Here is a 12,550-nt window from a genome sequence, read left to right as displayed (position 1 = left end):
GCGTATGGCTATCGAAGGTATTCTGCAGGAAGGCTTTGTCACGACTACCGCTGACAAGCTGATCAACTACATGCGTACGGGCTCCCTGTGGCCCATGACGTTCGGTCTAGCCTGCTGCGCCGTGGAAATGATCCACGCCGGCTGTTCCCGCTACGACCTGGACCGCTTCGGTATCGTTTTCCGTCCCAGCCCCCGTCAGTCCGACGTGATGATCGTGGCCGGCACCCTGACCAACAAGATGGCTCCCGCCCTGCGCAAGGTCTACGACCAGATGCCGGAGCCCCGCTGGGTCATCTCCATGGGTTCCTGTGCCAACGGCGGTGGCTACTACCATTATTCCTATTCCGTGGTGCGCGGTTGTGACCGCATTGTGCCGGTGGATATCTACGTTCCGGGCTGCCCCCCGACCGCTGAAGCCCTGCTTTACGGTCTGGTGCAGCTGCAGAACAAGATCCGCCGTACCAATACCATCGCCCGCTGATCCTGGAGAGTTCCCATGTCCAAACTGGAAACCCTTGGCCAGAGCCTGCAGGCGCAGTTCGGTGAGCGCCTCAAGAGTCTCAAGCTGGCCCTCGGTGAAGCGACCATCGAAGTCGATGCCGCCGATTATCTGCAGGTGATGCAGGAGTTGCGCGATTCCGAAGCCCTGTGTTTCGACGAGTTGATCGACCTGTGCGGCGTCGATTACTCCACCTACGGCAACGACGGCTGGAGCGGCAAGCGCTACGCGGTGGTGGTCCACCTGTTGTCGGTGGCCAAGAACTGGCGTCTGCGGGTGCGTGTCTTCGCGCCGGATGATGCCTTCCCCGCGGTGGATTCCGTCGTCAATGTCTGGAGTTCCGCCAACTGGTTCGAGCGCGAAGCCTTCGACCTGTTCGGCATCGTTTTCCCGGGTCACGAAGATCTGCGCCGCATCCTGACGGATTACGGCTTCATCGGCCATCCTTTCCGCAAGGACTTCCCCATTTCCGGTTATGTCGAAATGCGCTACGACCCGGACCAGGGTCGGGTGATCTACCAGCCGGTGACCATCGAACCGCGCGAAAACACGCCGCGCATCGTGCGCGAAGAGAATTACGGGGACGTCTGATATGGCCGAAATTCGTAACTACACCATGAACTTCGGGCCCCAGCACCCTGCGGCCCACGGTGTGCTGCGCCTGGTGCTGGAGCTCGACGGCGAAGTCGTGCAGCGCGCCGATCCGCACATCGGCCTGCTGCACCGGGCTACCGAGAAGCTGGCGGAAACCCGCACCTGGATTCAGTCCGTGCCCTATATGGACCGTCTGGACTATGTGTCCATGATGTCCAACGAGCATGCCTACTGCCTGGCCGTTGAAAAGCTGCTGGGCATCGAGGTGCCGGTCCGTGCCCAGTACATCCGCGTGATGTTCGACGAGATCACCCGTCTGCTCAACCACCTGCTGTGGATCGGCTGTCACGGCCTGGACGTGGGTGCCATGGCCATGGTGCTGTACACCTTCCGCGAGCGGGAAGACCTGGTCGATGCCTACGAGGCCGTTTCCGGTGCCCGCATGCACGCAGCCTACTACCGTCCGGGCGGCGTCTATCGCGACCTGCCGGACCGCATGCCCCAATACACCGAGAACCGCTTCAAAAGCGCGTCCACGGTCAAGACCCTGAACGAGAACCGCACCGGTTCCCTGCTGGATTTCCTGGAAGACTTCACCAATCGCTTCCCGACCTATCTGGACGAGTACCACACCCTCCTTACCGACAACCGGATCTGGAAGCAGCGTCTGGTGAACGTCGGCGTGGTCAGCCCCGAGCGCGCCCTGCAGCTCGGCTTCACCGGCGCCATGCTGCGCGGCTCCGGCATTGCCTGGGACCTGCGCAAGAAGCAGCCGTACGAAGTCTATGCCGATCTGGATTTCGACATTCCCGTCGGCGTGAACGGCGACTCCTACGACCGCTATCTGGTGCGTATGGAAGAAATGCGCCAGTCCAACCGCATCATCAAGCAGTGCATCGACTGGCTGCGCAAGAACCCGGGTCCGGTCATCACCGACAACCACAAGGTTGCACCGCCGGCCCGCGAAGGCATGAAGTCCAACATGGAAGAGCTGATCCACCACTTCAAGCTCTTCACTGAAGGCATCCACGTGCCCGAAGGCGAGGCCTATGCCGCCGTCGAGCATCCCAAGGGCGAGTTCGGCATCTATTTCGTCTCCGACGGTGCCAACAAGCCGTATCGCATGAAAATCCGTGCTCCTGGCTACGCCCACCTGGCGGCCATGGACGAGATGGCACGGGGCCACATGATCGCCGACGTGGTGACGATCATCGGCTCCCAGGACATCGTTTTTGGCGAGATTGACCGCTGATGCTGACTCCCGAATCCCTCAAGAAGATCGACCGCGAGGTCGCCAAGTATCCGGCTGATCAAAAGCAGTCGGCGGTGATGGCATCTCTGGCGATCGCCCAGGAAGAAAAAGGCTGGCTGGCCGACGAAACCATCGAGTTCGTCGCCAACTATCTCGGCATGCCGCCCATGGCGGCCCTGGAAGTGGCCTCCTTCTACAACATGTACGATCGCAAGCCGGTGGGCAAGTACAAGCTCACCGTCTGCACCAATCTGCCCTGCGCCCTGACCGGCGGCGAACACGCCGGTGAGTACCTGCAGCAGAAGCTGGGCATCGGCTACGGCGAGACCACTCCCGATGGCAAGTTCACCCTGGTCATGGGTGAGTGCATGGGAGCCTGCGGCGACGCCCCGGTGATGATCGTCAATAACCGGTCCATGTGCAGCCACATGAATCCGGAACAGATCGACCAACTGCTGGCGGAGTTGAAATAATGGCCATTCTGGGAGCGATCAACCCCACCCTGACCGCCGGCTGGAACGGTGACGCGGGCTGGAGCCTGAAGGATTACGTGGCCCGCGGCGGCTACGAGGCCCTGAAGAAAATCCTGGCGGAAAAGATTCCCCAGGAACAGGTCATTGCCGAAGTGAAGACCTCCGTCCTGCGCGGACGGGGCGGCGCCGGTTTCCCCACCGGTCTGAAGTGGAGCTTCATGCCCCGCTCCTTCCCCGGCGACAAGTACGTGGTCTGCAACTCCGACGAGGGCGAGCCCGGCACCTTCAAGGACCGGGACATCCTGCGCTACAACCCCCACTCCGTGATCGAAGGCATGGCCATCGCCGCCTACGCCATGGGGGCCACCCGCGGCTACAACTACATCCACGGCGAAATCTGGGAAGTGTACAAGCGCTTCGAGGATGCCCTGGACGAAGCCCGTGCCGCCGGTTTCATCGGCCAGAACATCCTGGGCTCCGGCTTCAACTTCGAACTGTTCGCCCACCACGGCTACGGCGCCTACATCTGCGGTGAAGAAACCGCCCTGCTGGAGTCCATCGAAGGCAAGAAGGGTCAGCCCCGCTTCAAGCCGCCGTTCCCCGCCTCCTTCGGCCTTTACGGCAAGCCCACCACCATCAACAATACCGAGACCTTCGGCTCCATTCCCTTCATCATCCGGGACGGTGGCGAGAAGTTCCTCAACCTGGGCAAGCCCAATAACGGCGGTACCAAGCTGTTCTCCATTTCCGGCCACGTCAATCGTCCCGGCAACTACGAGATTCCGCTGGGCACCCCCTTCAGCACCCTGCTGGAGATGGCCGGCGGCGTGCGCGGCGGTCGCAAGCTCAAGGCGGTGATTCCCGGGGGCTCTTCCGCTCCGGTGCTGCCCGGCGACGTGATGATGGAATGCACCATGGACTATGACTCCATCAGCAAGGCCGGCTCCATGCTGGGCTCCGGTGCGGTCATCGTCATGGACGAGACCACCTGCATGGTCAAGGCTCTGGAGCGCCTCTCCTTCTTCTATCACGAAGAGTCCTGCGGCCAATGCACTCCCTGCCGTGAAGGCACCCCCTGGCTGTACAAGGTGGTGAGCCGCATCGAGCACGGCCTGGGCCGTCCCGACGACCTGGATCTGCTCGATTCCGTCTGCGAAGGCATCATGGGCCGCACCATCTGCGCCCTGGGCGACGCCGCCGCCTTCCCCGTGAAGAGCTTCATCAAGCACTTCCGCGACGAATTCGTGCACCACATCGAACACAAGACCTGTCTCGTGCCCAAGGATGTCCAGCGGGCGGGTAGCGGGTTCTTCAAGGCTCAGAACTGAGGCTTAAGCGACATGCTTGAAATCGAAATCGACGGCAAGAAGGCCGAGGTACCCGACGGCAGCACGGTGATGGATGCCGCGCAGCAGGTGGGTGTCTACATTCCGCACTTCTGCTACCACAAGAAGCTTTCCATCGCCGCCAACTGCCGCATGTGTCTGGTGCAAGTGGAGAAGGCGCCCAAGCCGCTGCCGGCCTGTGCCACTCCCGTGACCAACGGCATGAAGGTGTTCACCCACTCCGAGCTGGCCGTCAAGGCCCAGAAGGGTGTGATGGAATTCCTCCTCATCAACCACCCCCTGGACTGCCCCATCTGCGACCAGGGCGGCGAATGCCAGCTGCAGGATCTTTCCGTGGGCTACGGCGGCGTCAAGAGCCGCTACCAGGAAGAGAAGCGGGTGGTGTTCCACAAGGACATCGGCCCCCTCATCTCCATGGAGGAGATGAGCCGTTGCATCCACTGTACCCGTTGCGTGCGCTTCGGCCAGGAGATTGCCGGCATCATGGAACTGGGCATGGCGAACCGGAATTTCCATTCCGAGATCACCACTTTCATGGCCCGCACCGTGGATTCCGAGCTGTCCGGCAATGCCATCGACCTGTGCCCGGTGGGTGCCCTGACCTCCAAGCCTTTCCGCTACAGCGCCCGCACTTGGGAACTGCAGCGTCGCAAGTCCGTCAGCCCCCACGATTCCCTCGGCGCCAACCTGGTGGTCCAGGTCAAGGGCAACAAGGTCATGCGCGTTCTGCCCCGTGAAAACGAGGAAGTGAACGAGTGCTGGATTTCCGACAAGGACCGTTTCTCCTACGAAGCCCTGAACAGCGAAGAGCGCCTGACCAAGCCCATGGTCAAGCAGGGCGGCGAATGGAAGGAAGTGGAGTGGAACGTGGCCCTGGACTACGTGGCCCACGGTCTGAAGGACGTCTCCCGTGAATTCGGCGGCGATGCCTTGGGCTTCCTGCTGTCTCCCCACGCCACCCTGGAAGAACTGGCTCTGGCCAAGAAACTGGCGGCCGGCCTGGGTTGCGACAACGTGGACTTCCGCCTGCGTCAGCGCGACTTCTCCGCCGACGGCAAGCGTGCCGGCACTCCCTGGCTGGGCCTGAAGCTGGCCGAGATCAAGGATCTGGACGGTGCCCTGGTGGTCGGTTCCTTCCTGCGCAAGGATGCCGCCCTCTTTGCCCAGCGCCTGCGCCAGGCCGCCAAGAAGTTCACCAAGGTGAGCTTCATCGATGTGGCCGGCGATGGCCAGCTGATCAACACCCATGCCCGCCTGACCCTGGCTCCGGCCGACCTGATCCGCGGTCTCGGTGCCGTGGTCAAGGCCGCTGCCCAGATCAAGGGCGTGGCAGTGCCCGCCGGTCTGGACAGCCTCAATCCCTGTGAAACCGCCCAGAAGATCGCCCAGTCCCTGGTGGATGGCGAGAAGAAGGCCGTGTTCCTCGGCAGCGTGGCCCAGCAGTCCGGCGACGCCGCCCAGCTGCAGGTGCTGGCCAACGAACTGGGCAAGATCACCGGCGCCACCGTCGGCTTCATCGGCGAGGCTGCCAACAGCGTCGGCGGTTATGTGGCCGGCGCTCTGCCGGGCAAGCTCAATGCCCGCACCATGCTGGAACAGCCCCGCCAGGGCTATCTGCTGCTGAATGCCGAGCCCGAGTTCGACTTTGCCAATGCCCAGCAGACCCTGGCTGCCCTCAAGCAGGCCAAGCTGGTGGTGTTCATGTCCGCCTTCAAGCACGCGCCGGCCCTGGAGTACGCCGATGTGATGCTGCCCGTTGCCCCCTTCACCGAAACTGCCGGTACCTTCGTCAATGCCGAAGGCCGCGTGCAGAGCTTCAACGGTGTGGTGCGGCCCCTGGGCGAAGCCCGTCCGGCCTGGAAGATCTTCCGCGTCCTGGGTAATGTGCTCAACCTGTCCGGCTTCGATTACGAAAGCGCCGAAGCAGTGCGCGACGAGTTGCTGGGGCAGGGCACCGAATTCGCCGCCGGCCTCGATAACGGCATCAGCGGTGTGAATGTGGCACTGGCCCCGGCCCCTGCCGGTCTGCAGCGGGTGGGCGATGTGCCCATCCACTTCGCCGACACCCTGGTGCGTCGCGCGCCTTCCCTGTTGCGCACCCGTGACGGGCAGGCCCCCATGGCCCGCATCAACGGCGCCACGGCAGCCCAGTTGGGTCTGGAAGAGGGCGCCCAGGTTCGTGTGCGCCAGGGCGACGGTACTGCCACCCTGACCCTGAAGCTGGACGAAGGGACTCCTGCCGGTTGCGTGCGGGTTCCCGCCGCCCATGCCGCCACTGCGGCCTTGGGTGACCTGTTCGGCACCATCACCGTGGAGCGTGCATGATGGATATGCTGCAGCAATTCATTCAGGGCGTTTTCGGCCCTGCCTGGCCGGTGGTCTGGAACCTGCTCAAGATCGTCGCCGTGGTTGCCCCCCTGCTGCTGGGTGTGGCCTACCTGACCTACTTCGAGCGCAAGGTCATTGCCTACATGCACGTGCGGATCGGTCCCAACCGGGTCGGTCCCCTGGGCCTGATCCAGCCGATCGCCGACGGCCTCAAGCTGTTGCTGAAGGAAATCATCGTTCCGTCCGGTGCCGACAAGTGGGTCTATCTGATTGCTCCCGGCCTGGCCATCGCTCCGGCGCTGGCAGCCTGGGCAGTGGTGCCCTTTGCCGACGGCCTGGGTGTGGCCAATATCGATGCCAGCCTGCTCTACATCATGGCCATCGCCTCCATGGGCGTCTACGGCATCATCCTGGCCGGTTGGGCTTCCAACTCCAAGTACGCCTTCCTCGGTGCCATGCGTTCCGCGGCCCAGATGGTGTCCTACGAAATCTCCATGGGCTTTGCCCTGGTGACCGTGCTGATGGTGTCCAACAGCCTGAACCTCACCGAAATCGTGCGGGCCCAGGATCACGGCATCTTCGCCGGCATGGGCCTGACCTTCCTTTCCTGGAACTGGCTGCCCCTGCTGCCCATGTTCATTGTCTACCTGGTCTCCGGTGTGGCTGAAACCAACCGGGCCCCGTTCGACGTGGTGGAAGGTGAATCCGAAATTGTGGCCGGCCACATGGTGGAATACTCCGGCATGGCGTTCGCCCTGTTCTTCCTGGCCGAATACGCCAATATGATCCTGATTGCAGCTCTGACCTCCCTGCTGTTCCTGGGCGGCTGGCTGTCTCCGGTGGGATTCCTGCCCGACGGCTTCTTCTGGCTGGCCGCGAAGATGTCCTTCGTGCTGTTCCTGTTCCTCTGGTTCCGTGCCACCTTCCCGCGCTACCGTTTCGACCAGATCATGCGTCTGGGCTGGAAGGTGTTCATTCCGGTTAGCCTGGTGTGGTTCACCGTGGTCGGCGTCTGGATGATGTCGCCCCTGAACATCTGGAAGTGAGGATTACACCATGGGTGCCATGAAAGATATTGTTAAGAGCCTGTTCCTCAAGGAACTGTTCCAGGGTATGAGCGTTACCGGGCGCTATTTCTTTGCCCGCAAGATCACCGTTCAGTATCCGGAAGAAAAAACTCCGCAAAGTGCGCGCTTCCGTGGCCTGCATGCCCTGCGTCGCTACCCCAACGGGGAAGAGCGCTGCATCGCCTGCAAGCTGTGTGAAGCGGTCTGTCCGGCGATGGCCATCACCATTGAAGCGGCCCAGCGGGATGATGGTTCCCGTCGCACCACGCGCTACGACATCGACCTGACCAAGTGCATCTTCTGCGGTTTCTGCGAAGAAGCCTGCCCGGTCGATGCCATCGTCGAAACCCGCATTTTCGAGTATCACGGCGAAAAGCGCGGCGATCTCTACTACACCAAGCAGATGCTCCTGGCCAACGGCGACCGCTACGAAGCGCAGATCGCCGCTGACCGTGAAGCCGATGCCAAATTCCGCTGACGGGACCTGAAATGGAATTCAAGACTGTCGTTTTCTACTTCCTGTCGGCGATCCTGGTTTACGCCGCCCTGCGGGTGATCACTGCCCGTAACCCGGTCCATGCCGCCCTGCATCTGGTGCTGTCCTTCTTCAGTGCCGGTGGCGTATGGGCGCTGCTGCAGGCCGAGTTCCTCGCCATCTCCATCGTTCTGGTCTATGTCGGCGCGGTGATGGTGCTGTTCCTCTTCGTCGTCATGATGCTGGACATCAACATCGACCGCATTCGCGAGGGCTTCTGGAACTACCTGCCCCTGGGGGCCATGGTCGGCCTGCTGATGGTCCTGGAAATGGGCGCCATCCTGGGTAGCCAGTACCTCGGCGCTGCCGAAGCCCAGGTGCCCCAGACTGCCGCCGGTGTCTCCAACGTCAAGGAACTGGGGCGTCTGCTCTTCACCGAGTACGTCTATCCCTTCGAACTGGCGTCGGTGATTCTGCTGGTGGCCCTGATCGCCGCCATCGTCCTGACCCATCGGGGCGCCAAGAAGACCAAGTACACCGATCCTGCCAAGCAGGTGTTCGTGAAGGCAGCCGACCGCATCCGCGTTTTGCAGATGCCGGCCGAAAAACAGGACTAAACAACGTGGCTGCGGCCTGGCCGCAGTCTGCTGAAGAAGGATAAGGGAGGCCCCTTGCTTACTCTGTCGCATTTCCTCGTGCTTGGCGCGATTCTCTTCGCCATCAGCGTGCTCGGTATCTTCCTTAACCGGAAGAACCTGATCGTGCTGCTCATGGCGATCGAACTGATGCTGCTGGCGGTGAACATGAATTTCATCGCGTTCTCCCACTACATGCAGGATCTGGCCGGGCAACTTGCCGTTTTCTTCATCCTCGTCGTCGCCGCGGCCGAATCTGCAATCGGCCTCGCCATCCTGGTGGTGCTGTTCCGCAATCTGCGCACCATCCATGTGGATGATCTGGACAGCCTGAAGGGTTAAGCATCTATGGATATGAAGAGCCTCTATCTGCTGGTTCCCCTGGCCCCCCTGGCGGGTGCCATCGTCGCCGGCCTGTTCTGCCGCGTCATTCCCCGCTGGCTGGCCCACACGGCCACCATCCTGGGGGTGGCCGTGGCGTTCATCACCTCCATCGTCATCTTCCAGGACGTGCTGGCGGGTAACAGTTTCAACGGCACCGTCTATCAGTGGCTGGCCAGCGGCGAATACAAGTTCGAAGTGGGTTTCCTGATCGACAAGCTGACGGTGACCATGATGCTGGTGGTGACCTCCGTCTCCCTGATGGTGCACCTCTACACCATCGGCTACATGCAGGAAGACCCTGGCTACAACCGCTTCTTCAGCTACATCTCGTTGTTCACCTTCTCCATGCTGATGCTGGTGATGAGCAACAACTTCATGCAGCTCTTCTTCGGCTGGGAAGCCGTGGGCCTGGTTTCCTACCTGCTGATCGGCTTCTGGTACACCCGCCCCACCGCCATTTTCGCCAACATGAAGGCCTTCCTGGTGAACCGGGTCGGTGACTTCGGTTTCATTCTCGGCATCGGCCTGGTGCTGGCCCATTTCGGCAGCCTGGACTACGCCACCGTGTTCGCCAAGGCGCCTGAACTGGCTAACAAGACCATCAACATCTGGGGTTCCGCCGACTGGTCCCTCATGACCGTTGCCTGCATCTGCCTGTTCATCGGCGCCATGGGCAAATCCGCCCAGGTGCCGCTGCACGTGTGGCTGCCCGATTCCATGGAAGGCCCGACCCCCATCTCCGCCCTGATCCACGCGGCGACCATGGTGACTGCCGGCATCTTCATGGTGGCGCGCATGTCCCCGCTGTTTGAGCTGTCCGACACGGCCCTGTCCTTCGTCCTGGTGATCGGTGCCACCACCGCCCTGTTCATGGGCTTCCTCGGCATCATCCAGAACGACATCAAGCGCGTGGTGGCCTATTCCACCCTGTCCCAGCTGGGTTACATGACCGTGGCCCTGGGCGCTTCCGCCTATTCCGTGGCCATCTTCCACCTGATGACCCACGCCTTCTTCAAGGCCCTGCTGTTCCTCGGTGCCGGTTCCGTCATCATCGGCATGCACCACGATCAGGACATGCGCAACATGGGCGGCCTGCGCAAGTACATGCCCATCACCTGGATCACGTCCCTGATCGGTTCCCTGGCCCTGATCGGCACGCCGTTCTTCGCCGGTTTCTACTCCAAGGACTCCATCATCGAAGCGGTGGCCCTGTCCAACATCGCTGGCGCCAAGTATGCCTACTTTGCGGTCATGGCCGGTGTCTTCATCACCGCCTTCTATTCCTTCCGCATGTATTTCCTGGTCTTCCACGGCGAGGAACGCTTCGGCAAGGCTCACCACGATCATCATGGCGACCATGAGGACGAAGAACCGGCCGACGACCACCACCACGGCCTGGCTCCCGGCCAGAAGCCCCACGAGTCCCCCTGGGTGGTGACCGTGCCCCTGATCGCTCTGGCCATTCCGTCCGTGATCATCGGTTACATCGCCATCGAGCCCATGCTCTTCGGCGACTACTTCAAAGGCGTCATCCACGTCAATGAAGAGGCCCACCCGGTGATGGAAGCCCTGCACCACCACTTCCATGGTGCCGTCGCCATGGCGCTGCACGCCGTGACCACCCCGGTGTTCTGGCTGGCCTTCTCTGGCGTTGCCCTGTCCTGGTTCTTCTACATGAAGCGCCCCGACATCCCGGCTGCCATCAAGGCCCGTTTCTCCGGTATCTACACCCTGCTGGACAACAAGTACTACTTCGACAAGTTCAACGAAGTGGTCTTTGCCGGCGGTGCCCGCCTCCTGGGCCGCGGCCTGTGGAAGGGCGGCGATGTGGCGCTGATCGACGGTCTGCTGGTGAATGGTTCCGCCCGTCTGGTGGGAGCGATCGCTTCCGTGGTCCGCTTCTTCCAGTCCGGCTACATCTACCACTATGCCTTCACCATGATCATCGGCGTATTCGTGCTGCTGACCCTCTGGTTTAACCGCGCCTAAGCTAGAAGACTGGGATCAATATGTCTGGTTACTTGCTCTCTCTCGCCATCTGGACCCCGATTGTGGCCGGTCTGGTGGTGTTGTTCACCGGCTCCGACCGCAACGCGCCCCTGGCCCGCGGCCTGGCCCTGCTCGGAGCCGTCCTGGGTCTGCTGGTGACCCTGCCGCTCTATACCGGTTTCGACAAGGCCACCAGTGCCATGCAGTTCGTCGAACAGGCCTCCTGGATCGCCCCCTTCAACATCAACTACCACCTGGGGGTGGACGGCATTTCCATGCCCTTCGTCATCCTCAACGCCTTCATCACCATTCTGGTGGTGCTGGCCGGCTGGAAGGTGATCGAGCAGCGGGTGGCTCAGTACAACGCCGCGTTCCTGATCATGTCCGGTCTGCTCAACGGCATCTTCTGTGCTCTGGACGGCGTGCTGTTCTACGTCTTCTTCGAGGCCAGCCTGATTCCCCTGTACCTGATCATCGGCATGTGGGGCGGCCCCAACCGGGTTTACGCCGCCATCAAGTTCTTCCTCTACACCCTGATGGGCTCCCTGCTGTTCCTGATCGCCCTGATCTATCTCTTCTTCCAGTCCGGCGGTTCCTTCTCCATCCAGGACTGGCATCAGCTGCCCCTGGATCTGACCACCCAGATCTGGCTGTTCCTGGCTTTCCTGGTGGCCTTCGCCGTCAAGGTGCCGATGTGGCCGGTGCACACCTGGCTGCCCGATGCCCACGTGGAAGCGCCCACCGGCGGTTCCGTGGTGCTGGCCGCCATCGCCCTGAAGCTCGGTGCCTACGGTTTCCTGCGCTTCTCCCTGCCCATCGCCCCCGATGCATCCCATGAGCTGTCCGGCCTGATGATCGGCCTGTCTCTCATTGCCGTCATCTACATCGGTTTCGTTGCCCTGGTGCAGGCCGACATGAAGAAGCTGGTGGCCTACTCCTCCATCGCCCACATGGGCTTCGTCACCCTGGGCTTCTTCATGCTCAACCCCCTGGGCGTCGAGGGTGCGCTGGTGCAGATGATTTCCCACGGCTTCGTTTCCGGCGCCATGTTCCTTTGCATCGGCGTGCTGTATGACCGCATGCACAGCCGCCAGATCGCCGATTACGGCGGCGTGGTGAACACCATGCCCAAGTTTGCCGCCTTCTTCATGCTCTTCTCCATGGCCAATGCCGGCCTGCCTGCCACCTCCGGCTTCGTCGGCGAGTTCATGGTGATCCTGGGGGCCGTCGAGTACAACTTCTGGGTTGCTTTCGCTGCCGCCACCACCATGATCGTCGGTGCTGCCTACACCCTCTGGATGTACAAGCGGGTGGTTTTCGGCGCCGTCGCCAACAGCCACGTGGCCGAACTGGAAGACATCAATGCACGGGAATTCTTCTTCCTCGCCATCCTGGCCCTGTGCGTCCTGGGCATGGGTCTGTATCCCCTGCCTTTCACCGAAGTGATGCATGCGTCGGTCAATGACCTGCTGCAGCACGTGGCCCAGAGCAAACTCCAATAATGGAAG

General features: G+C 61.8%; 12 protein-coding genes. All 12 read left to right on the top strand.

Going from position 1 to position 12,550, the window contains the following annotated elements; translation table 11 throughout:
* The first annotated feature begins 4 nt into the window (after positions 1-4).
* Genes OEL49_RS00370 through OEL49_RS00315 form a run of 12 tightly spaced genes read left to right on the top strand, consistent with a single transcriptional unit; the run spans position 5 to position 12,544 of the window.
* Complete coding sequence (locus OEL49_RS00370) at positions 5-481, top strand: NuoB/complex I 20 kDa subunit family protein (protein ID WP_014238064.1); 477 nt, start codon at positions 5-7, stop codon at positions 479-481.
* A 15-nt stretch (positions 482-496) separates the two neighbouring features.
* Positions 497-1,090 carry an NADH-quinone oxidoreductase subunit C gene (locus OEL49_RS00365; protein WP_130458756.1) on the top strand — a complete coding sequence of 198 codons (594 nt, stop codon included), beginning with the start codon at positions 497-499 and terminating at the stop codon, positions 1,088-1,090.
* 1 nt (position 1,091) lies between these two features.
* A complete protein-coding gene (locus OEL49_RS00360; RefSeq protein WP_014238062.1) occupies positions 1,092-2,345 on the top strand; it encodes an NADH-quinone oxidoreductase subunit D in 1,254 nt (417 codons plus the stop codon).
* Positions 2,345-2,818, top strand: a complete 474-nt coding sequence (gene nuoE / locus OEL49_RS00355; RefSeq protein WP_014238061.1) for an NADH-quinone oxidoreductase subunit NuoE — start codon at positions 2,345-2,347, stop codon at positions 2,816-2,818. Before OEL49_RS00360 ends, nuoE begins: the two co-directional genes overlap by 1 nt.
* Positions 2,818-4,146, top strand: coding sequence for an NADH-quinone oxidoreductase subunit NuoF (gene nuoF / locus OEL49_RS00350; protein ID WP_014238060.1), 1,329 nt, complete (start codon positions 2,818-2,820; stop codon positions 4,144-4,146). The genes nuoE and nuoF overlap by 1 nt, the downstream gene beginning before the upstream one ends.
* Positions 4,147-4,158: 12 nt before the next feature.
* Positions 4,159-6,489, top strand: a complete 2,331-nt coding sequence (gene nuoG, locus OEL49_RS00345; protein ID WP_287873723.1) for an NADH-quinone oxidoreductase subunit NuoG — start codon at positions 4,159-4,161, stop codon at positions 6,487-6,489.
* Positions 6,489-7,538: an NADH-quinone oxidoreductase subunit NuoH gene (gene nuoH / locus OEL49_RS00340; protein ID WP_043799532.1), complete on the top strand. Its 1,050-nt coding sequence runs from the start codon at positions 6,489-6,491 to the stop codon at positions 7,536-7,538. The genes nuoG and nuoH overlap by 1 nt, the downstream gene beginning before the upstream one ends.
* Before the next feature lie 10 nt (positions 7,539-7,548).
* Positions 7,549-8,037, top strand: a complete 489-nt coding sequence (nuoI, locus tag OEL49_RS00335; protein WP_014238057.1) for an NADH-quinone oxidoreductase subunit NuoI — start codon at positions 7,549-7,551, stop codon at positions 8,035-8,037.
* Between the two features lie 11 nt (positions 8,038-8,048).
* On the top strand, positions 8,049-8,651 hold the full coding sequence (locus tag OEL49_RS00330; RefSeq protein ID WP_287873722.1) for an NADH-quinone oxidoreductase subunit J: 603 nt from the start codon (positions 8,049-8,051) through the stop codon (positions 8,649-8,651).
* Between the two features lie 54 nt (positions 8,652-8,705).
* Positions 8,706-9,011, top strand: a complete 306-nt coding sequence (gene nuoK, locus OEL49_RS00325; RefSeq protein ID WP_014238055.1) for an NADH-quinone oxidoreductase subunit NuoK — start codon at positions 8,706-8,708, stop codon at positions 9,009-9,011.
* 6 nt (positions 9,012-9,017) lie between these two features.
* Entirely contained in the window at positions 9,018-11,042 is a 2,025-nt protein-coding gene (gene nuoL / locus OEL49_RS00320) for an NADH-quinone oxidoreductase subunit L (RefSeq protein ID WP_130458754.1), read from the top strand.
* Positions 11,043-11,062: 20 nt separating this feature from the next.
* A complete protein-coding gene (locus tag OEL49_RS00315; protein ID WP_014238053.1) occupies positions 11,063-12,544 on the top strand; it encodes an NADH-quinone oxidoreductase subunit M in 1,482 nt (493 codons plus the stop codon).
* Positions 12,545-12,550 lie beyond the last annotated feature (6 nt).

This window comes from Azospira sp. (assembly GCF_030247495.1).
Classification (GTDB): Bacteria; Pseudomonadota; Gammaproteobacteria; order Burkholderiales; family Rhodocyclaceae; genus Azospira; species Azospira oryzae.
The sequence above is the reverse complement of the archived record's forward strand: the minus strand, read 5'-3'. Positions and strand labels throughout refer to the sequence as shown.